Origin of the sequence: Streptomyces sp. NPDC050704, assembly GCF_040654355.1 — a bacterium.
Taxonomy (GTDB): Bacteria; Actinomycetota; Actinomycetes; order Streptomycetales; family Streptomycetaceae; genus Streptomyces.
In genome coordinates, this window is sequence record NZ_JBFAHW010000062.1 from 1 (window position 1) to 20,555 (window position 20,555).

The window sequence follows — 20,555 nt, forward strand, 5'->3', positions numbered from 1 at the left end:
GTCAGCCTCGAAGAACTCACCAACCACATGGCCGGCGGCGCCGAACTCGCCGCCCTCAAACACGAACTCGCCCAAGTCAGCGGCGTCGACGTGGAGAAACTCCCCGACAAGGAAGACCTCACCGCACCCGTGTTGGCCTCCCCCGACGGGAAGCCCTGACAACGGCGCATCGTCAGAAACGAGATCTCGTTCGGTCGCGTGCCATGCAACCCCGCACGAATATGGGCCGCCGCCCATCTTGATGGATCGGCGTCCGTGACGACAGACCGGACAGCCCGGCCCTCATCGAACCGCACCAACTGCCGGTTGGGGACATGCCGTGACGGCCGTCCCGATCCACAAGGATGGCCGGCTCGCCATGCCGAGGACCGCTGGACCGAGGCCGTCTTGGTCCAACGCTCCACCGTCTCTCACTCATCCGAAGGCATTCCCTATGAAGATCGCCCTCGACCCGTACATGATCCGCAACGTACCGCTGCTCGAACTACCCGGCGTGGTGGCCGAGTTGGGGTACGAATGGATCGAGCTGTCCCCGCGCGAGGACTTCGTCCCCTTCTTCCGCCACCCGCGCGTCGATGACGCCACCGTGCGGAAGTTCCGCACGGCGCTCGACGCGGCGGGCGTCCGCGTCTCATCGATGCTGCCCCTGTTCCGCTGGTCGGGACCCGACGAGGACGACCGGCAGGCCGCCGTGCGCTACTGGACACGATCCATCCAGATCGCCGCCGACCTCGGCGTGGACAGCATGATCTCCGAGTTCAACGGCCGCCCGGAGCAACCCGGGCGCAGCGAGGCCCAGTTCTGGAAGACGCTCGACGACCTCCTGCCGCTCTTCGAGCGTGAGGGCATTCGCCTGACCCTGGAGCCCCACCCGGACGACTTCATCGAGAACGGCTACGACGCGGTCAACCTGATCCGCGGCATCAACCACCCCAACGTCACGTTCCTGTACTGCGCCCCGCACACCTTCCACATCGGCAACGACGCCCCCGGCATCATCGAGTACGCGGGCGACCTGCTCACCCACGTCCACCTCGCCGACGCCTTCGACCACACCGCGTCCTCCGGCAACCGCTACATCCTCAACCCGCCCGGCACCCCGGCCCGCATCCACCAGCACCTCGACATCGGCCAGGGCGAGGTCGACTTCGACGAACTCTTCCGCGCCCTGCGGGCCAACGGCTTCGACGGCACCCTCACCGCGTGCGTCTTCGCCTGGGAGGAACGAGCCAGGGAATCGTCCGTCTTCATGCGGAAGAAGATCGACGAATACCTGGCCATCGGGTCCTGACAGGCCGCCCTCCAATCCCCCTATTGACATGACATTTCAGCGAAGGCATCGTTCTCCACCGAAGGTGCTTTTAAAGCGCTTTAAGTATGCCGTCCCCGGAGTCTCCGGAGCGAAGGGAAACCGCAGTTATGCCGTTGGAAGTGCTGACCATGGGCCGTGTGGGAGTGGACGTGTATCCGCTCCAGACGGGCGTGGGACTGGCGGAGGTCACGTCGTTCGGCAAGTACCTGGGCGGCAGCCCGACCAATGTCGCCGTCGCCGCCGCCCGCTACGGGCGCTCCTCGGCCGTGATCACCAAGACCGGCCGCGATCCGTTCGGGGACTTCGTCCGCACGGCCCTGGACGGCTATGGCGTCGGCACCCGCTTCGTCGGTACGTCGGACATCGCGCCGACCCCGGTGACCTTCTGCGAGATCTTCCCGCCGGACGACTTCCCGCTCTATTTCTACCGACTCCCCAAGGCCCCCGACCTGGACATCCGCCCCGACGAGCTCGACCTCGCGGCCATCCGCGACGCCCGGATCTTCTGGTTCACCGGGACCGGGCTGAGCGAGGAGCCGAGCCGCTCGGCCACCCTCGCCGCCCTGGCCCACCGGGCGAAGGCCGGGACGACGGTCTTCGACCTCGACTGGCGGCCCATGTTCTGGAAGGACCCCGCAGAGGCCCGTACGTACTACGCCGAGGCCCTGCGCCACACCACCGTCGCGGTCGGCAACCTCGACGAGTGCGAGGTCGCCACCGGTGAGCGCGAGCCGTACGCCGCCGCCAAGGCGCTGCTCGCCGCCGGTGTCGAACTGGCGGTGGTGAAGCTGGGCCCCAAAGGCGTGCTCGCCATGGACCGGGACGGCTCGGCCGTCGAGATCCCGCCGGTCCCGGTGGACGTGGTCAACGGTCTCGGTGCCGGTGACGCCTTCGGCGGTGCGCTCTGCCACGGCCTGCTGTCGGGCTGGGACACCCGCCGCACGGTCGCCTTCGGCAACGCCGCGGGCGCCATCGTCGCGGGCCGCCTGTCCTGCGCCGACGCGATGCCGACCGCGGCCGAGGTCGAGGCGAAGCTGCACGCGGCCACTCCCGCCCCCACCGAACGAAAGGCGTGACGACGTGCTGTCCGACAACGTGAGCCGGATTGTGGACGCCCGGGTCAACGACCCCGGCGCCATCGCGGCAGCGGCCGCGCGCCGCGTGAAGGCCACTTCGCCGCTCGGCGAGCACGGCAAGGCGATGATCATCGCGGCGGACCACCCCGCGCGAGGCGCCAACGGCGTCGGCGGCGACCCCACCGCCATGGCCGACCGCTTCGAACTGCTCGACCGGTTGTGTGCCGCCCTGGACCGGCCCGGCGTGACCGGAGTGATGGGCACCGCGGACATCCTGGAGGACCTGCTGCTGCTCGGTGTCCTGGACGGCAAGAGCGTCTTCGGCTCCATGAACCGTGCCGGGCTCGCGGGCTCCGCCTTCGAGATCGACGACCGCTTCACCGGCTACGACGCCGAGACGATCGCCGCGATGGGCTTCGACGGCGGCAAGACCCTCACCCGCATCGCGCTGGAGGACCCGGCGACCCCGTCCGTCCTGGAGAACACCGCCCGCGCGGTCAACGAACTCAATGACCGTCAACTCATCGCGATGGTCGAACCGTTCATCTCCGTATGGCGGGACGGCAGGATCCGCAACGACCTCTCTCCCGAGGCCGTCATGAAGTCGATCACCATCGCCTCGGGCCTGGGCCGCCGTACCGCCTACACCTGGCTGAAGCTGCCCGTCGTCGAGGACATGGAGCGCGTCCTGGCCTCCTCGACGATGCCGGCGCTGCTGCTGGGCGGCGAGGTCACCGACCCCGAGGCGGCCTTCACCTCCTGGGCCAAGACCCTCAAGCTCCCCACCGCACGGGGTCTGGTGGTGGGCCGCTCCCTGCTCTACCCCTCGGACGGCGACGTCGCCGGCGCGGTGGACCGGGCGGTGAGCCTGCTGTGACGGACACGGACAAGTACCACCTCCCCAAGGGGACTTCGGCCGACGACGGCCCGTACGACCTCCTGATCACACCCAAGTCGGCGGGCCCCGGACCGGACCGCGCCTGGCTGATCTGTGACAACCCGGCGCACGGGTCGGTGCGTACGACCTGGGACTCCCGGGCGACCGACCCCCGGCTGCCGTTCGGGGCCAAGGAGACCGAGTGATGGAAACGATCAGGCTCACCACCGCACAGGCCCTGGTCCGCTTCCTGGCGAATCAGTACAGCGAGCGCGACGGCCAGGAGCAGCGGCTGATCCCCGGGGTCTGGGGCATCTTCGGGCACGGCAACGTGGCCGGCATCGGGCAGGCGCTCCTCCAGGCCGCCGTCACTCAGGAGGCCGACCTCCCTTACTACCTGGCCCGTAACGAGCAGGGCATGGTGCACGCGTCGGTGGCGTACGCGAAAATGCGCGACCGGCTGGCGGCCTTCGCCTGCACGGCGTCGACCGGTCCCGGATCCACCAACATGATCACCGGAGCGGCACTCGCCACCACCAACCGCATCCCGGTCCTGCTGCTGCCCAGCGACATGTTCGCCACCCGCGCCGCCGACCCGGTGTTGCAGCAGTTGGAGGACGCCCGCGGCGGGGACGTCACCGTCAACGACGCCTTCCGCGCCGTGTCGAAGTACTTCGACCGCGTCTCCCGGCCCGAGCAGCTCGTCCCGGCCGCGCTGGCCGCGATGCGGGTGCTCACCGACCCGGTCGAGACGGGCGCCGTCACGCTCTCGTTGCCGCAGGACGTGCAGGCGGAAGCGTACGACTGGCCGGCCGCCTTCTTCCGGCGGCGCGTGTGGCACGTGGGCCGCCCGGTGCCGGAGCCCGCCGCCGTCGAGCGGGCCGCGCGCCTGCTGCGCACAGCGCGGAAGCCGCTGATCGTCGCGGGCGGCGGCGTCGTCTACTCGGGTGCCGAGACCCGGCTGCGGGCCTTCGCCGAGGCCACCGGCATCCCGGTCGCCGACACGCACGCCGGCAAGGGCGCGGTGCCCTGGGACCACCCCTGCGCGGTCGGCGGCATCGGTTCCACCGGCTCGTACGCGGCGAACGAACTGGCCGAGGAGGCCGACGTCGTGCTCGGCATCGGCACCCGGTACTCCGACTTCACCACCGCCAGTCACACCGTCTTCGGCAACCCGGACGTCACGTTCGTCAACCTCAACGTGGCCCGCCTGGACGCCGTGAAGCACTCGGCCGAGCCGCTCGTCGCGGACGCCCGACTCGGCGTCCAGGCGCTCGCGGGAGCACTGGTGGACTGGGAGGTCGACCCGGAGTACCGCAACCGCACCCGCCAACTCATCGCCCGGACACGGGAGATCGAGGAGGAGTGCTTCAACCGGGGCCACGGACCGCTGCCCGCCCAGACCGAGATCCTCGGCGCCCTCAACGATGTCCTCGACGATCGCGCCGTAGTCATCAACGCGGCCGGTTCCATGCCCGGAGACCTGCAACAACTGTGGCGAGCCCGGGATCCGAAGGCCTACCACGTCGAGTACGCGTACTCCTGCATGGGCTACGAGGTCGCCGCCGGAGTCGGTGCCAAGATGGCCGACCCGTCGCGCGAGGTCGTCGTCCTCGTCGGCGACGGCTCCTATCTGATGATGGCTCAGGAGATCGTGACCATGGTCTCCGAGGGCCTGAAGGTCATCATCGTCCTCGTCCAGAACCACGGCTTCGCCTCCATCGGCGCCCTGTCCGAGTCACTCGGCTCGCAGCGGTTCGGCACCAAGTACCGCTTCCGCAACGGTGATTCGGGGCTGCTCGACGGCGACCCACTCCCCGTCGACCTCGCCGCCAACGCCTCCTCGCTCGGCGCGGACGTCCTGCACGCCACCTCCGTCGACGGATTCCGTACGGCGATGGAGAAGGCCAAGGCCGCGAGCCGCACCACCGTCGTGCACGTCGAGACCGACCTCTACGGGCCCAACCCGCCCGCGCACGGCTGGTGGGACGTCCCCGTCAGCCAGACCTCCGACCTCGACTCCACCCGTGACGCGTACGACACGTACGCCGCCCGCAAGAAGGCGCAGCGCCACTACCTGTAAGTCCCGTCCCCGCAAAGGAAACCCGCACCGTGACAACCATCGAGCACTGGATCAACGGCTCCCCCGCCGCCGGGACCAGCCTGGAGACGGCACCCGTGTTCAACCCGGCCACCGGCCAGGAGCAGGCCCGGGTCGCCCTGGCCTCGGCCGCCGACGTGGACACGGCCGTCATGGCCGCCACCGCCGCCTTCGAGACCTGGTCCGAGTCGTCGCTCACCCGGCGCACCCAGGTGATGTTCGCCTTCCGGCAACTCCTCGTCGAGCACGAGGGGGAGCTGGGCCGGATCATCTCCGCGGAACACGGCAAGACCGTCGACGACGCACGCGGCGAGATCACCCGCGGCCGGGAGGTGGTGGAGTTCGCCTGCGGGCTCGGCGACGTACTGAAGGGGTCCTTCTCCGATCAGGTCTCGCGCGGCGTCGACGTACACAACTTCCGCCAGCCGCTGGGTGTCGTCGCGGGGATCACGCCCTTCAACTTCCCCGCCATGGTGCCTCTTTGGATGCACCCGATCGCCATCGCCACCGGCAACACCTTCCTTCTCAAGCCCAGCGAACGCGACCCCTCCGCCGCCAACTTCGTCGCCGAGCTGTACCGGAAGGCCGGGTTGCCCGACGGCGTGTTCAACGTCGTGCACGGCGGCAAGGAGGCCGTCGACGCGATCCTCACCCACCCCGGCATCGAGGCGGTCTCCTTCGTCGGCTCCACGCCGATCGCCAAGTACGTGCATGAGACCGCCACCGCGCACGGCAAGCGCGTCCAGGCGCTCGGCGGTGCCAAGAACCACGCCGTCGTCCTGCCCGACGCCGACCTGGAGTTCGCCGCCGGCCACATCACCGCCGGCGCCTACGGCTCGGCCGGCGAGCGCTGCATGGCCGTGTCCGTCGCGGTCGCCGTCGGCGCCGCGGCCGACGCCCTCGTCGAGGTGCTGGAACGCAAGGCCCGCGAGGTGCGGGTCGGCCCCGGCGACGCGCCCGGTGTGGACATGGGACCGCTGGTCACCAGGGCCGCCCGGGAGCGCGTCGAGAACGCCGTCGGCACCGCCGCCGCGCAGGGCGCCACAGTCGTCGTCGACGGCCGCGGACTGAAGATCGACGGACACGGGGACGGCTTCTTCACCGGCCCGTCCCTCCTCGACCACGTCACGGCCGAGATGGACGCCTACCGGGAGGAGCTGTTCGGCCCGGTCCTCGCCGTCGTCCGTGTCGACACCCTCGACCAGGCCATCGACCTCATCAACGCCAACCCCTACGGCAACGGCACCGCCCTGTTCACCGGCTCCGGGGAGGCCGCCCGGCGATTCCAGCGCCAGGTCAAGGTCGGCATGATCGGCGTCAACGTGCCGGTGCCCGTGCCGATGTCGTACTACTCCTTCGGCGGCTGGAAGGACTCCCTCATCGGCGACTCCCCCATCCACGGCCACGACGGCATCCGCTTCTACACCCGCCCCAAGGTCGTCACCACGCGCTGGCCGCAGCCCACACAGCAGGTCGCCGCCGGCTTCGACTTCCCCACCTCCAGCTGACATCCGCGTCCCCGCGGCAACACGACTCCCCACATCACCCCCGGGTCCCGCTGATCCTTCGGGTGACCGGTTCGAACCACGATCAAGAAAGCAGGGCACCCCGATGACCACGTCCGCCGAATCCCTCTCCGTCGCTGTGATCGGAGCCGGTATGGCCGGCCGCAGTCACGCCGCCGGTTACCGCAACGTCAACACGGTCTTCGGCGCCGGCCTGCCGCCGGTCCGCCTGGCCGCGATCGCCGACGCCAACGTCGGACTCGGCGAGGACGCCGCCCGCCGCTACGGTTTCGAGAAAGCGCTCCCGAACTGGGAGGCCGTCGTCGAGGACCCGACGATCGACGCCGTCAGCATCGTCGTCGGGAACGCCCTGCACCGGCCGATCGCGGAGGCGCTGGTCGCCGCCGGCAAGCACGTGCTGTGCGAGAAGCCGCTGGCCGGGTCGTTGGAGGACGCCCGCGCGATGGCCGAGTTGGAGCGCACCGCCGATGTCGTCACCGCCGTCGGGTACACCTTCCGGCGCTCCCCCGGCATCGCGGCGATCCGCGAGCACGTCCGGCGCGGTGAGCTGGGCGATCTCTCACTGTTCGGCGGCCGGTACTGGTGCGACTACGCGACCGACCCGAACGGCCCGCTGACCTGGCGGTTCAAGGGCGGCCCCGGCTCCGGCGCGCTCGGAGACGTCGGCTCGCACATCATCGACGTGGCCGAGTACGTCGCCGGCCCCATCACCGCGGTCTCCGGTGCCACGCTGTCGACGCAGATCCCCAAGCGTCCCCTGCCGCTGGGCGCGGTCGTCGGACACAAGGCGGCCCCCGTCTCCGACGAGATGGGCGAGGTCGAGAACGAGGACACCGCGTCCTTCACCGCCCGCTTCGAGTCCGGTCTCGTCGGGACCTTCTCGGTGACGCGCACCGGCTTCGGCCTGCCCAACGGGCTCGCCTTCGACGTCCTGGGCCTCGGCGGCCGGGCCGCGTTCGACCAGCACCGGCCCGCCGAGTACCTCTTCGACGACGCCCAGCCCGAAGCCCGTACCCGCGGCGCCCGGCAGATCATCGCCGGCCCGCACATGCCGTACTTCGCGGGCGGGGTCCCGATGGAGGCGCCGGGTGTCGGCGCCAGCAACGCCGACAACTTCACGTACCAGGCCCGCGCCTTCCTCGACCAGATCGCGGGCGTCACCGATCCGCAGCCGGTCTGCGCCACGTTCGCCGACGCGCTGCGGACCATGGAAATCATCCAGGCCGTCGTCGGCTCCTCCCGCACCGACGGCGCCGCCGTCACGGTTCCGCCCGCCGCCTGACCCCTCCCGCACAGAAGGAACGGACACATGGCTCTCAAGCTCGGCGCCTACACCGCCTGTCTGCACGACCGCACCCTCACCGAAGCCCTCGACATCCTCAAGGAGAACGGTCTGACCTCCGTCGAGGTCAACACCGGCGGCTTCATCCCCTCCCCGCACTGCCCGGTCGACCTCCTGCTGTCCTCGTCCACCGCACGCGAGGAATACCTGGCGGCCTTCACCGAGCGCGGGATGGAACTGACCGGGCTGAACTGCAACGGCAACCCCCTCAACCCGCTCCCCGGGGTCGGCCCGAAGCACGCCGACGACCTGCGCCGCACCATCCGGCTCGCGGGCCTGCTCGGGGTGAAGCACGTCGTGACCATGTCCGGCACGCCAGGCTCCGACCCCGACGCCAGGTACCCCTCCTGGGTCGTGAACCCGTGGGACGGCGTCTACATGGATGTCCTGGACTACCAGTGGGGCGTGGCCGTCGAGTTCTGGAGGGAGATCGACGCGCTGGCCCGGGAGAACGACGTCCGGGTCGCCATCGAGATGCACCCGCACAACCTGGTGTTCTCCCCGGTCACCCTCAAGCGGCTCGTCGACGAGGGCGGCACCACCAACATCGGCGCCGAGATGGACCCCTCCCACCTGATGTGGCAGGGCATGGACATCGTCGCCTCCATCAAGTGGCTGGGCCCGCTGGTCTTCCACGCCGCCGCGAAGGACGCGACGCTCTGCCCCGGCGCCGACATCCGCGGCGTACTGGACACGTCATTCACCCGTGTGCCCGCCGACGCGCCCGGCAAAGTGCCCACCGGCTACGGATTCTGGTGCAACGCCTGGCCCGAGAACCCGGCGTGGAAGTTCGTCGCCGTCGGCATCGGAAACGACGTCCCCTACTGGACCGAGTTCCTGCGCGCCCTCGCCGAGATCGACCCGGACATGGCCGTGAACATCGAGCACGAGGACGCCGCCTACTCCCAGACCGAAGGACTCGCCCTGGCCGCCAAGAACCTGCACAGCGCCGCGGCCGCACTGTGACCCACCGCGCTGCAGCGCCCTGTGCCCGAAGACCGGAAACGACCCACACGAAAAGGGCCCCCGCAGACTCTCGCCTGCGAAGACCCTTCACACAGTCGGGACGACAGGATTTGAACCTGCGACCCCTTGACCCCCAGTCAAGTGCGCTACCAAGCTGCGCCACGTCCCGATGCCCGTTGTGACCTGGGGTTTCCCCCGGCTGAACGTGCAACGAAACAATACCGCACTCGGGTCGGTGGTCGCGCACTCCTTTTGTCCGCAGACCGCCGCTTGACCTCAAGCATGATTGAGGTTGCACGATCGCCAGTATGACGACGACAACGGCGAAACGCCTGTACGGGTATGCGGACCTGCCCGGCCTGATGGGTCTGATGAGCGGCGACGAGAAGCACGGACCGGCGGCGACATCCACGCTGGACGCACTTTGGGTTCTCTACGACCGGGTGCTGCGCGTCACGCCGGATCGGGCGGACGATCCGGAGCGGGACCGGTTCCTGTTGTCCAAGGGACACGGGCCGATGGCGTACTACGCGGTGCTCGCCGCGAAGGGCTTCGTACCGGTGGACTGGCTGCCGGGTTTCGGCTCGTACGACTCGCCGCTCGGCCACCATCCGGACCGTGTGCTCGTCCCGGGCGCGGAGATCGGCAGCGGCTCGCTCGGGCACGGGCTGCCGATCGCGGTCGGGACGGCGCTGGGCCTGCGGGCCCAGGGGATGCACGACCCGCGCGTGTGGGTGCTGGTCGGGGACGCCGAGCTGGACGAGGGCAGCAACCACGAGGCGATCGCGTACGCCGGCCCGACCGGGCTCGACCGGCTGCACACCGTCGTGATCGACAACTCGTCCGCCAGTCACGCCCTGCCGGGCGGGATCTCCGCGCGATTCGAGGCCGCGGGCTGGTCCGCCGAAACCGTCGACGGGCGGGACCACGAGGCCTTGTACGCCGCGTTCACCGCACCTCACCCGGGGCGCCCGCGCGTGGTCGTCGCACGGGTCGAACCGAAGTCCGCCTGAAGCGCGCCACAGTCCGTCTCACTCCTGAAGGGTTTCCCCACATGGACACCATGCGTGACCGATTCGCCCCTGTCGTCTCGCGACTGCTCGATGAGGATCCGCGGGTCGCGGTCGTCCTCGCCGAGATCGGACGGGACGGTTTCGAGGAGGCTCAGCACCGGCACCCGGACCGGGTGATCAACGTCGGCATCCGCGAGCAGTTACTGATCGGGGCCGGCGCGGGTCTGGCACTGACCGGGCTGCGGCCCGTGGTGCACACCTTCGCCAGTTTCCTGGTCGAGCGGCCCTTCGAGCAGGTCAAGCTGGACCTCGGGCACCAGGACGTGGGCGCGGTGCTGGTCAGCGCCGCCGCGTCCTTCGACTGGCCCTCGGGCGGCTACACCCACATGGCACCCGGCGATGTCGCCCTGCTCGACACACTCGACGGCTGGACCGTGCACGTCCCGGGCCATCCCGACGAGGCGGAGACACTGCTGCGGCACGCCGTCGCGGCGGGTGACGACAAGGTGTACGTGCGACTGTCCGTCCAGTCGAACGCGGAGCCCCTGGCGGTCGACGGCGCACGGTTCCGCACCGTCCGGGAAGGGCGGGCCGGTGTCGTCGTGGCGGTCGGGCCGATGCTCGACGCCGTGCTCGACGCCACCGAAGAGCTCGACATCACCGTGCTGTACGCGACGACCGTGCGCCCCTTCGACTCGGGCGCGCTGCGCCGCGCCACGGAGACGGCCGGCACCGATGTCGTGCTCGTCGAGCCGTACCTGGCCGGCACGTCGACCTCCGCCGCGAACGACGCACTCGCGGACCTGCCGCACCGCGTGCTCGGCCTCGGCGTCGGGCGTCGCGAACTGCGCCGCTACGGCGAGATCGAGGAGCACATGGCCGCACACGGGCTGGACGCCGGGGCGCTGCGGAAGCGGATCACTGGGTTCCTCGGGACGCGGGTGAGGGGCTGAGGGGGTGGGGTGGGGCGAGAAAGTGCGGTGGTCAGCAGCGCCACGCCGCCAGACCGGCGTCGGCGGGCTGGGCGGGCCGACGGTCTCGCGGTCTGGCAGCCCGTCGGGCCGGGAAAGCACAGGCACACTGCTCGACGCGGATCCGCTCGCGAAACAGCGCGGTGCCGCGCGTCCCCGCTGCACTACACCAGTTCCGCTCGCCCGCTATCGCTCAGCCACCACCCCACCGACGCCGACGGCACCGTTCCTCAGTCAACAGCCGGAAGCCCCAACTCCGGGTAGGACTCCAGCAGTCGGGTCGGAGCCGCCTGTCGCCAGGAGTCCGCGAGGATGTCGTGCAACTCGTCCGTGCCCTCCAGCGCCGCAAGCCGTACCCGAACCCACGCGAAACCCGCCTCATGGTCGGCGATCCAGAACTTCCCGGGCTCCGCCAGGACCAGTTCGTCGCGCTCGACCTTCGGGCAGCGCACGGCGATGGAGGTCTCGTCCTCGGGCAGCGTGGCGAACATCTTCCCCGCGACCCGGAAGGTGGGCATGCTCCAGGCCATCTTCTCCGTCGTGTCCGGCAGAGAGAGGGCGGTTCGGCGTACGTCTTCGGCTTCGACCATGGAACGCACCGTAGCCAATCGCACTGACAATCACCTGCTGAGAGTGGTTTGCGAAGCCTGGTCCGACGCCTCGACCGACGCCTCCGTCGACACCTCATACCGCCCTACGTACTTGTAGAAGATCGTCGTCGGATGCAGCACTCCCGATGGCGTCCTCGCGTAGTCGGGAATGACGCCCGCCCGAGTCCAACCCGCCGACCGGTAGAGGGACTCGGCAGGGCTGTCCGTCTCGGTGTCCAGGTTGAGCAGGGTCGCACCCGCCTCGGCGGCCGCGCGCTCGGCCGTGGCGAGCAGCGCACGCCCGACTCCCTGTCCACGCACCTCCTGATGCACCATCAGCTTCACCACCTCGGCACGGTGACGACTGTTGGGCTTGTCCGGAAAGGCCAGGCTGACGGTGCCCACGACCCGCCCCTCGGCGTACGCGGCCCACACCGCCAGGATGCCTTCCGACACCGCGGCCGCCCGCCCCCGCCACCAGTCGACGGCCGCACCGTGGTCCAGCGGTGCGAGGAATCCGATCGACGCGCCCCCGTTGACGGTGTCGGTCAGAAGGTCGGCCAACTCACCGAGGGAGTCGAGAAGTTGATCAGGCGTCAGGCGTACGACGGTCATGGCAGGACCACCGCCAGCACGTAGCGCGCGTCCTCCGGTCCAGGGCTCCGGAACCTGGTCGGCCCCCACACCCGCAACCGCAGACAGTCCCCCGCGTCGAGCCGGTGCTCGGTGTCCTGGGCCGTGACCTCCAGCCGTCCGTCGAGCACCCAGATGTGCTGTTCGAGGCCGGGCACGGGAGGCCGGTCGTACGCGATGTCGGCGCCGGCCGCCAGCCGCCCCTCGACGAGTTCGCCGCGCAGCCCGGCGTGCGGCGGGGACACCGACCGGCGTACGAAACCGGAGGCCCGGTCCTCCCAGACAGGTTGTTCGGCGGCCCGTACCACCTGGGCGGGTTCCGCCTCGACCTCGCTGAGCAGCTGCGACATGGTACGGCCGTAGACGGCGCACAGGCGGTTCAGGAGCGAGGCCGTGGGGCTGATCTCCGCGCGTTCGGCCCGCGACAGGGTCGACCGGCTCACCCCGCTGTGCTCCGCCAACTCCCCCAGGGACCAGCCGCGTTCGGCCCGCAGCTCGGCCAGCCGGACACCCAGCCGGGCATCGACGGGATCCAGTTCCCTCTCGCCCGCGTCGACCGTTCCTTCGCTTCTCATATTCGGGATGCTATCCCACATGTGAAACGAATGAGGCTCGGGCACTCCACCGGCCGAGCCGGGCCGACCCGGGCTTGGAGGCGTCACCCCATCGGCGCGACCTCCCCCAGCGCCTCCAGCACCGGCCGGATCAGCGGATGCCCCTCAGCCCCGCGTCGTACCGCCGCGAAGACCCGGCGGGTGGGCGCGGCGCCGTCGACGGGGCGGACGACCACACCCGCGAGATCCATGCCGCGCAGGGCCGAGCGCGGCACCAGAGCGACCCCCGCGTCGGCCGAGGCGAGTGCGACGACCGCGCGGAAGTCGTCCGAGGAGTGCTCCAGACGAGGTTGGAAGCCGGCCTGCTCGCAGGCCAGGACCACCACGTCGTGGCAGGGGTTTCCGGGGTACGGGCCGATCCACGGGTCCTTGGCCAGCTCGGCGAGCGGCACCTCCGTGCGGTCGGCCAGGCGATGGGTCACCGGGACGACCGCGTCGAACGGTTCGGCGTACAGCGGGATGTGGGTGAGGCGGGGGTCGTCCGCGTCCGGGGCGCCCCGGTACTCGACGGCGACCGCCACGTCGACCTGCCGGTCGAGCACCATGGGCAGGCTGGCGTCGCCCTCGGCGTCCTGGACGCGGATGCGGATGCCGGGCGCCGTCCGCGCGAGCCGGGCCAGGGCGGGCGCGACGACCAGGCCGATGCCGGTCGCGAAGGCGGCGACGGTGACCGTGCCGGCCGAGCCCGAGCTGTACGCGGCCAGCTCGGCCTCCGCCCGCTCCAGCTGGGCGAGGACCGCGTTGGTGTGGCCGAGCAGGATCTCGCCCGCGGGAGTCAGCCGTACGCCCCGGGCGCCCCGCTCGACCAGGCGGTGGCCCGTTTCCTGCTCCAGGGCCGCCAGCTGCTGGGAGACCGCGGAGGGGGTGAGGTAGAGCGCGGCGGCAGCGGCCGTCACCGTACGGTGGTCGGCCACCGCACGGAGGATGTGGAGCCGTCGCGCTTCGATCATGTGACCGATTCTCTCAAACGTTCACTTTTGCCCTGCTCGCAAAGGTCCGCCTTCGACCCACTCAGGCCGCCAGCTCCGCCCGGGCCGCCACGAACGCGTCCACGGCGCGGTTCACGTCCTCCGTCGAGTGCGCGGCGGACAGCTGTACGCGGATACGGGCCCGGCCCTGCGGGACCACCGGGTACGAGAAGCCGATCACGTACACACCGCGCTCCAGGAGCAGCTCCGCCAGGCGTCCGGCGACGGTCGCGTCGCCGATCATGACCGGCGCGATGGCGTGGTCGCCGGGGAGGATGTCGAAGCCCTCCTCCGTCATCCGGGAGCGGAACAGCGCGGTGTTCGCGGCGAGCCGCTCGCGCAGGTCGCCCGCCGACTCCAGCAGGTCGAGGACCTTGAGCGAGGCCGCGGCGATCACCGGGGCGAGGGTGTTCGAGAAGAGGTACGGGCGCGAGCGCTGGCGGAGCAGGGCCACGATCTCGGCGCGGGCGGCGACGTATCCGCCGGAGGCGCCGCCGAGGGCCTTGCCGAGGGTGCCCGTGATGATGTCGACGCGGTCCATGACGCCGTGCAGTTCGGGGGTGCCCCGGCCGCCGGGCCCGACGAAGCCGACGGCGTGCGAGTCGTCGACCATGACCATCGCGTCGTGGCGGTCGGCGAGGTCGCAGATCTCCTTCAACGGCGCCACATAGCCGTCCATCGAGAAGACGCCGTCCGTGACGACCAGCCGGCGACGCGCCCCCGCGGCTTCCTTCAACTGCCGCTCCAGATCGGCGAGATCACGGTTGGCGTAGCGCAGGCGGCGGGCCTTCGACAGCCGGATGCCGTCGATGATCGACGCGTGGTTGAGGGCGTCGGAGATCACCGCGTCCTCCTCACCGAGGAGGGTCTCGAAGACTCCGCCGTTGGCGTCGAAGCAGGACGAGTAGAGGATCGTGTCCTCCTGGCCCAGGAAGGCGGACAGGCGCTGTTCCAGCTCCTTGTGCACCTCCTGCGTACCGCAGATGAAGCGCACGGACGCCATGCCGTAGCCCCAGCGGTCGAGGGCGTCGTGGGCGGCGGCGATCACCTCGGGGTGGTCGGCGAGGCCGAGGTAGTTGTTGGCGCAGAAGTTGAGGACCTCACCGGGGCGGCCGCCGGCGGTGACGTTCACGGTCGCGGACTGCGGGGTGCCGATGACCCGCTCGGGCTTGTGCAGTCCGGCGGCACGGATCTCGTCGAGGGTGGTGCGCAGGTCGTCGCGTACGGAGTCGAACATCATCAGTTCCTTAGGGAGTCCGGAGAGTTCGGGGGGGGCCGGAGGGTCCGGAGAGTCCGGGTTCCTTACGAAGCCCAGTCGAGGATGACCTTGCCGCCTCGGCCGCTCGCCGCGTCGGCGAAGGCGGACTCGAAGTCGCGGTGGTCGTAGCGGCCGGTGATCACGGGGGCGAGGTCGAGGCCGCCTTCGAGGAGGACCGACATCGCGTACCAGGTCTCGAACATCTCGCGGCCGTAGACGCCCTTGATGGTGATCATGGAGGTGACGATCCGGGACCAGTCGACGGCGAACTCGTCGGACGGCAGCCCGAGCATGGCGATCCTGCCGCCGTGGGTCATGTTGGCGAGCATGTCGCGCATCGCGACGGGGCTGCCCGACATCTCCAGGCCGACGTCGAAGCCCTCGCGCAGTCCGAGGGCCCGCTGTCCGTCCGCGATGGTCGATTCGGCGACGTTGAGCGCGAGGCTGACGCCGACCTTGCGGGCCAGTTCCAGGCGGTCCTCGCTGACATCGGTGACGACGACGTGCCGGGCGCCGGCGTGTCTGGCGACCGCGGCGGCCATCAGGCCGATCGGGCCCGCACCCGTGATCAGTACGTCCTCGCCGACCAGGGGGAAGGACAGCGCGGTGTGCACGGCGTTGCCGAACGGGTCGAAGATCGCGGCAACGTCGAGGTCGACGGGGACGCGGTGCACCCACACGTTGGACGCGGGCAGCGCGACGTACTCGGCGAACGCGCCGTCACGGCCGACGCCGAGGCCCACCGTGGCACGGCACAGATGGCGCCGCCCGGCCTGGCAGTTGCGGCACTTCCCGCACACCAGGTGGCCCTCACCGCTGACCCGGTCGCCCACGGCGATGTCCCCGATGTCACGGCCCGTCTCGACGACCTCGCCGACGAACTCGTGGCCGACCACGAGCGGAGTCCTGATCGCCTGCCGCGCCCAGCCGTCCCAGTTGCGGATGTGCAGGTCGGTGCCGCAGATCCCGGTCCTGAGAACCTTGATCAGTACGTCGCCGGGGCCGACGGCCGGCTCCGGGACGTCCATGAGCCGCAGACCCGGCTCGGCCTTCTCCTTGACCAGTGCCTTCAACGCGGCTCCTGAATACGAGGGCCCGGAGCGAAGGCATGCCGAAGGAAGCCCGCACCGGGAAGAGGAGTGGAATCGCGTAGCAATCTGCCGTACGGCGGCGCCCCGGGTCCATCGAGGTTTTCTTAAGCACCGCCGCAGCTTTGCTTCACGCCCCACCTCACGCGCTACCTCACGCCCCATCTCATTCCCGCAGAACCGTCAGCGGCTCCGCCCCCCTCTCGAAAAGTCCCGCGGCGTGTGAATCGGCGTCAATTGATCTATCTGAGGCAACCAGCCGTATCCCTCCTCAGAGAAGACCTGGAAGCTCACCCGGCAACCGAGGAGTCGGAATCCCGTCATGCCCGCACCCCACCTGGCCCTGCCGCCCACCGATCACGTCCTGTCGCCGCGCACCGGCTGGACGCGGGCCCACTGGGAGGCGCTCGCCGACCGGCAGTTGGCGGCGCTGGTCCCGTACGCGACGCCGGGCCTGGCGCAGTACCGGCTGCCGGGCCGGACCTCCTCGTCGGGTGTGGTGTCGGACGGCCTCGAGGGGTTCGCGCGGTCATTTCTGCTGGCCTCCTTCCGGATCGCCGGGGCGGACGGCGAGGTCGATCCCCGTCTCGTAGAACGCTACGCGCGAGGACTGACAACGGGCACCGACCGCGACAGCGGCGAAGCCTGGCCCGAACTCACCGACTGCTCCCAGCAGATGGCCGAGGCGGCCTCGATCGCCGTCGCACTGCACGAGACACGCCCCTGGATCTGGGACCGCCTGGACACCGAGGCGCGGGAGCGGATCGTGGACTGGCTGTGGGGCTTCGTGGGCCGCCGCACCCTGGACAACCACGGGCGCCTCCACCAGGTGGTGGCGGAGCAGTTCCTGGCCTCGGTCGGCGCTCCGTACCGGCAGGACGACATCGACGCCGGCCTCGACCGCATCGAGGACTGGTACGTCGGCGACGGCTGGTACAGCGACGGCGACGGCCGGAACTTCGACTACTACAACGGCTGGGCGATGCACCTGTACCCGTTGCTGTGGAGCCGGATCACCGGCGGCGGGGGCGGCGGGCGCGGCCAGGTCTACCGGGAGCGGCTCGCCCGGTTCCTGGCCGACTACCCGCGGTTCTTCGGCGCGGACGGCGCACCCGTGCACCACGGCCGCTCCCTGACGTACCGTTTCGCCACCACCGCCCCGGTGTGGCTGGGCGCCCTCGCGGGCGGTACGCCGCTGGCCCCGGGCCTCACCCGGCGGCTGGCCTCCGGAACGGTGCGGCACTTCGTGGAGCGCGGGGTGCCCGACGAGCGGGGACTGCTGCCGCTCGGCTGGTACGAAACGTTCCTGCCGATGACCCAGCCGTACTCGGGGCCCGCGTCACCGTACTGGGCGAGCATGGGCTTCCTGGGCCTGCTGCTGCCTCCGGAGCACCCGGTGTGGACGGCACGCGAACTGCCGCTCCCCGTCGAGGAGTCCGACCAGTACACGGCCCTCCCCGCCCCGGGCTGGCTGCTGCACGGCACGAAGCACGACGGCATCGTCCGCCTGGTCAATCACGGAAGCGCCCACCAGTCCCCGGCGGAACCGGCCGAGGACGATCCGCACTACGCGAAGTTCGGCTACTCGACGGCGACCGCGCCCGATGCGGGTGCACATGCCTGGGAGCGGACCGTCGACGGGCACATCGCGCTGGTGACACCGGACGGCACGGCCTCGCGCCGGCGCACGATCGTTCCGCTGAGCTGCTCCGGGCGAACGGCGGCCTCGCGTCATGTCGCCCGACTGCCCGGCAGCGACGAGGAGTTCCCCATCGAGACGACAAGTGTGCTGCGCGGTCCGTGGGAGATCCGGGTGCATCGAGTCCACTCCCCTTCCGGCGTGACGGTCCGGGAGGGCGGTTACGCGGTCGCGGCCGGCACCCGGCCCACCGCCGAGCGGGGCCACGGCTGGGCGCTGGCCCGCACCGAGAACGGGCTGACCAGCGTGGTCGTCGCGCTGCACGGCTGGGACGACGACACGGGCATCGCGCGCGAGGTCGAGGCCAACGCCTTCGGCCCGCACTCGGCGACGCCGTACCTGCGGTGCGCGGCCGGCCGGCCGGGCGGCAGCGGTGTGTACGTCACGCTGCTGGCGCTGACACGGGACGCCGTGCACCCCCAGGTGTTGCGGGAGTCGATGTCCTGCGAGGTCGAGGGAGACGAGGTCCGGATCACCTTCCCGGAAGGGGACAGCGTCTCTGTATGACGACCATCTGGATGAGGACCATGAGGGCCATCAGAACCCGCCCTCCCGCAGCTCGATCTGCTCGACCAGTTCCGCCGCCATCGACTTGATGGTGTCCAGGCCCGCCCTCCCCCACGGCCGGGGTTCGACGTCGGCGACGGCCACCGTGCCGAGCCCGATGCCCGTGCGGTCGATGAGCGGCGCGCCCAGATAGGAGCGGATGCCGAACTCGTCGACGACCGGGTTGCCTGCGAAGCGGGGGTAGTCGCGGACGTCCTCCAGGACCAGTGCCTTGCGCCGGACCACCACATGGGGGCAGAAGCCGTGGTCGCGGGCCATATAGCGGCCGATCCGATGTTCGGTGCCGTCCCCCTGGTCCGTACGCACCACGGTCGGCAGGTCGGCCGGGACACCGCCGTACGGGGTGTGCAGGCCCGCGAAGAACTGCCGGTCCTCGTCGATGAAGTTGACCATCGCGTACGGCACTCCGGCGAGCTCGGCGAGCCGGTCCGCGAAGGCGTCGAGGGCCGGCTCCGCGCACTCGCCGAGACCGAGCCCGCGCAGCCGTCGCGTCCGGGCGGGAGCGTCCCTGTCCTCGGGGGTGAGCAGCAGCCGACCTGCCGGGTGCGGCGGGTCGTACCTCATGTGTGGGCTCCATGGCTGGGGGCGTGCGACGGCGCGTGGGCGAGCAGGTGGCGGACGAGGGTCAGCAGGGTCTGCACTCCTGAGCTGGAGATCCGGGCGTCGCAGCACACGACGGGGATGTCCGGGTCGAGGTCGATGGCCGACCGCACCTCGTCCGGGTCGTAGCGGTAGGCGCCGTCGAACTCGTTGACGGCGACGATGAACTGCAGGCCGCGCTGCTCGAAGAAGTCGACGGCGGCGAAGCAGTCCTCCAGGCGGCGGGTGTCGGCGAGGATGACCGCGCCGAGCGCGCCCTCGGAGAGCTCGTCCCACATGAACCAGAACCGTTCCTGCCCGGGGGTGCCGAACAGGTACAGCACGTGTTCCGGGTCGAGGGTGATACGCCCGAAGTCCATCGCGACGGTCGTCTCGACCTTGTTCTCGATGCCGTCGAGGTTGTCGGTCGCGGCGCTGACCGTGGTGAGAAGTTCTTCCGTGCTGAGCGGCGCGATCTCGCTCACCGCGCCGACGAAGGTGGTCTTGCCCGCCCCGAAACCTCCCGCCACCAGGATCTTCAGTGCGGTGGGGAAGGGGTCAGAGCTGTCGTCGTAGTCCATCGAGCACTGCCTCCAGAAGAGACCGGTCAGTGGGGTTGTGGTGGAACGTCGGGGGCTTCGTGGAGAGCGCCCCGCAGTCGACGAGGTCGGACAGCAGCACCTTGGTCACCGCTGCCGGCAGCTTCAGATGCGCGGCGACCTCGGCGACCGAGACGGGGTCCCGGCACAGTTCGAGTGCCTGGCTGTGCTCGGGGCCGAGGTAGCCGAGGGGGGTGGCTCCGGTGGCCATCACCTGGGACAGCAGGTCGAGCGCGGTGCTCGGCCGGGTCCGGCCGTTGCTGACCTGGTAGGGACGCACCAGCCGCCCGGCCGCGTCGTCGAGCCAGGGCCCGTCGCCGGCCGCGGCCACGCTCAAGGCCTCATCGCAGACGGTTCTACGGCGGACTGCCTAGGCGCGGTCATCAGGTACGGGCGGACGCTCTTGACCAGCATCGCCATCTCGTAGCCGAGCACGGCCGCGTCGGCCTCCCGGCCGGCGAGCACGGCCAGGCAGGTGCCGGAGCCGGCGGTGGACACGAACAGCAGTGTGGAGTCCAGTTCGACGACGACCTGGCGCACCTCTCCGCCGTCCCCGAAGCGGACGCCCGCGCTGCGTCCCAGGGAGTAGAGCCCGGAGGCCAGGGCCGCCATGTGGTCGGCGCTGTCGGGATCGAGGCCGTGCACGGACTTCACGAGGCCGTCGCAGGAGAGCAGTACCGCGCTTCTGGTGTGCGGTACGCGCTGCACCAGGCCGCTCATCAGCCAGTCGAGATCGGATGCATGGCCGGTCGGCACATCGCTCGCCATGGGGGATC

General features: G+C 70.5%; 20 protein-coding genes, 1 tRNA gene and 2 pseudogenes. 12 read left to right on the forward strand and 11 right to left on the reverse strand.

Annotated elements, in window-relative coordinates:
• From AB0I18_RS31065 to AB0I18_RS31105, 9 genes and pseudogenes are all read left to right on the forward strand, one after another.
• A pseudogene (locus AB0I18_RS31065) lies at positions 1-159 on the forward strand (sugar ABC transporter ATP-binding protein); the annotation flags it as partial.
• 274 nt (positions 160-433) lie between these two features.
• The gene (locus AB0I18_RS31070) at positions 434-1,291 is read left to right on the forward strand and encodes a sugar phosphate isomerase/epimerase (RefSeq protein WP_363108953.1); all 858 of its coding nucleotides are present in this window, start codon (positions 434-436) and stop codon (positions 1,289-1,291) included.
• 128 nt (positions 1,292-1,419) lie between these two features.
• Complete coding sequence (iolC, locus tag AB0I18_RS31075; RefSeq protein WP_363108954.1) at positions 1,420-2,388, forward strand: 5-dehydro-2-deoxygluconokinase; 969 nt, start codon at positions 1,420-1,422, stop codon at positions 2,386-2,388.
• A gap of 4 nt (positions 2,389-2,392) precedes the next feature.
• Positions 2,393-3,265: an aldolase gene (locus tag AB0I18_RS31080; protein ID WP_363108955.1), complete on the forward strand. Its 873-nt coding sequence runs from the start codon at positions 2,393-2,395 to the stop codon at positions 3,263-3,265.
• Between the two features lie 80 nt (positions 3,266-3,345).
• Positions 3,346-3,471 (forward strand): annotated as a pseudogene (locus AB0I18_RS31085) (5-deoxy-glucuronate isomerase); the annotation flags it as partial.
• On the forward strand, positions 3,471-5,348 hold the full coding sequence (gene iolD, locus AB0I18_RS31090) for a 3D-(3,5/4)-trihydroxycyclohexane-1,2-dione acylhydrolase (decyclizing) (protein ID WP_363108956.1): 1,878 nt from the start codon (positions 3,471-3,473) through the stop codon (positions 5,346-5,348). The pseudogene AB0I18_RS31085 and the gene iolD, both read left to right, overlap by 1 nt.
• Before the next feature lie 29 nt (positions 5,349-5,377).
• Entirely contained in the window at positions 5,378-6,874 is a 1,497-nt protein-coding gene (locus tag AB0I18_RS31095; protein WP_363108957.1) for a CoA-acylating methylmalonate-semialdehyde dehydrogenase, read from the forward strand.
• A 103-nt stretch (positions 6,875-6,977) separates the two neighbouring features.
• A complete protein-coding gene (locus tag AB0I18_RS31100) occupies positions 6,978-8,174 on the forward strand; it encodes a Gfo/Idh/MocA family oxidoreductase (RefSeq protein ID WP_363108958.1) in 1,197 nt (398 codons plus the stop codon).
• A gap of 27 nt (positions 8,175-8,201) precedes the next feature.
• Positions 8,202-9,200, forward strand: coding sequence for a sugar phosphate isomerase/epimerase (locus tag AB0I18_RS31105; RefSeq protein WP_363108959.1), 999 nt, complete (start codon positions 8,202-8,204; stop codon positions 9,198-9,200).
• A 95-nt stretch (positions 9,201-9,295) separates the two neighbouring features.
• Here AB0I18_RS31105 and AB0I18_RS31110 read toward each other — a convergent pair.
• Positions 9,296-9,369, reverse strand: a tRNA-Pro gene (locus tag AB0I18_RS31110).
• A gap of 139 nt (positions 9,370-9,508) precedes the next feature.
• On the opposite strand from AB0I18_RS31110, the gene AB0I18_RS31115 reads away from it, so the two are divergent.
• Together AB0I18_RS31115 and AB0I18_RS31120 are read left to right on the forward strand one after the other, a co-directional pair.
• Entirely contained in the window at positions 9,509-10,213 is a 705-nt protein-coding gene (locus tag AB0I18_RS31115; RefSeq protein WP_363108960.1) for a transketolase, read from the forward strand.
• Positions 10,214-10,254: 41 nt separating this feature from the next.
• Entirely contained in the window at positions 10,255-11,166 is a 912-nt protein-coding gene (locus AB0I18_RS31120) for a transketolase (protein ID WP_363108961.1), read from the forward strand.
• A 248-nt stretch (positions 11,167-11,414) separates the two neighbouring features.
• Here the strand turns inward: AB0I18_RS31120 and AB0I18_RS31125 are convergent, their stop codons facing one another.
• From AB0I18_RS31125 to tdh, 6 genes are all read right to left on the reverse strand, one after another.
• Positions 11,415-11,774, reverse strand: coding sequence for an MmcQ/YjbR family DNA-binding protein (locus AB0I18_RS31125; RefSeq protein ID WP_363108962.1), 360 nt, complete (start codon positions 11,772-11,774; stop codon positions 11,415-11,417).
• Between the two features lie 30 nt (positions 11,775-11,804).
• Positions 11,805-12,389, reverse strand: coding sequence for a GNAT family N-acetyltransferase (locus AB0I18_RS31130; RefSeq protein WP_363108963.1), 585 nt, complete (start codon positions 12,387-12,389; stop codon positions 11,805-11,807).
• The gene (locus AB0I18_RS31135) at positions 12,386-12,982 is read right to left on the reverse strand and encodes an XRE family transcriptional regulator (protein ID WP_363108964.1); all 597 of its coding nucleotides are present in this window, start codon (positions 12,980-12,982) and stop codon (positions 12,386-12,388) included. Before AB0I18_RS31135 ends, AB0I18_RS31130 begins: the two co-directional genes overlap by 4 nt.
• Before the next feature lie 83 nt (positions 12,983-13,065).
• Positions 13,066-13,971: a LysR family transcriptional regulator gene (locus tag AB0I18_RS31140; RefSeq protein WP_363108965.1), complete on the reverse strand. Its 906-nt coding sequence runs from the start codon at positions 13,969-13,971 to the stop codon at positions 13,066-13,068.
• A gap of 61 nt (positions 13,972-14,032) precedes the next feature.
• Positions 14,033-15,226: a glycine C-acetyltransferase gene (locus tag AB0I18_RS31145; protein WP_363109007.1), complete on the reverse strand. Its 1,194-nt coding sequence runs from the start codon at positions 15,224-15,226 to the stop codon at positions 14,033-14,035.
• A 65-nt stretch (positions 15,227-15,291) separates the two neighbouring features.
• Positions 15,292-16,320 carry an L-threonine 3-dehydrogenase gene (gene tdh / locus AB0I18_RS31150; protein ID WP_363108966.1) on the reverse strand — a complete coding sequence of 343 codons (1,029 nt, stop codon included), beginning with the start codon at positions 16,318-16,320 and terminating at the stop codon, positions 15,292-15,294.
• 337 nt (positions 16,321-16,657) lie between these two features.
• On the opposite strand from tdh, the gene AB0I18_RS31155 reads away from it, so the two are divergent.
• Positions 16,658-18,541, forward strand: a complete 1,884-nt coding sequence (locus AB0I18_RS31155; RefSeq protein WP_363108967.1) for a DUF2264 domain-containing protein — start codon at positions 16,658-16,660, stop codon at positions 18,539-18,541.
• 30 nt (positions 18,542-18,571) lie between these two features.
• Here AB0I18_RS31155 and AB0I18_RS31160 read toward each other — a convergent pair whose 3' ends face one another.
• From AB0I18_RS31160 to AB0I18_RS31175, 4 genes are read right to left on the reverse strand one after another with little or no spacing between them, the layout of a single operon-like run.
• Positions 18,572-19,165, reverse strand: coding sequence for a GAF domain-containing protein (locus tag AB0I18_RS31160; RefSeq protein WP_363108968.1), 594 nt, complete (start codon positions 19,163-19,165; stop codon positions 18,572-18,574).
• Complete coding sequence (locus AB0I18_RS31165) at positions 19,162-19,761, reverse strand: ATP/GTP-binding protein (RefSeq protein WP_363108969.1); 600 nt, start codon at positions 19,759-19,761, stop codon at positions 19,162-19,164. Before AB0I18_RS31165 ends, AB0I18_RS31160 begins: the two co-directional genes overlap by 4 nt.
• Entirely contained in the window at positions 19,739-20,110 is a 372-nt protein-coding gene (locus AB0I18_RS31170) for a DUF742 domain-containing protein (RefSeq protein ID WP_363109008.1), read from the reverse strand. Before AB0I18_RS31170 ends, AB0I18_RS31165 begins: the two co-directional genes overlap by 23 nt.
• Positions 20,111-20,112: 2 nt before the next feature.
• Positions 20,113-20,547, reverse strand: a complete 435-nt coding sequence (locus tag AB0I18_RS31175) for a roadblock/LC7 domain-containing protein (RefSeq protein WP_363108970.1) — start codon at positions 20,545-20,547, stop codon at positions 20,113-20,115.
• Positions 20,548-20,555 lie beyond the last annotated feature (8 nt).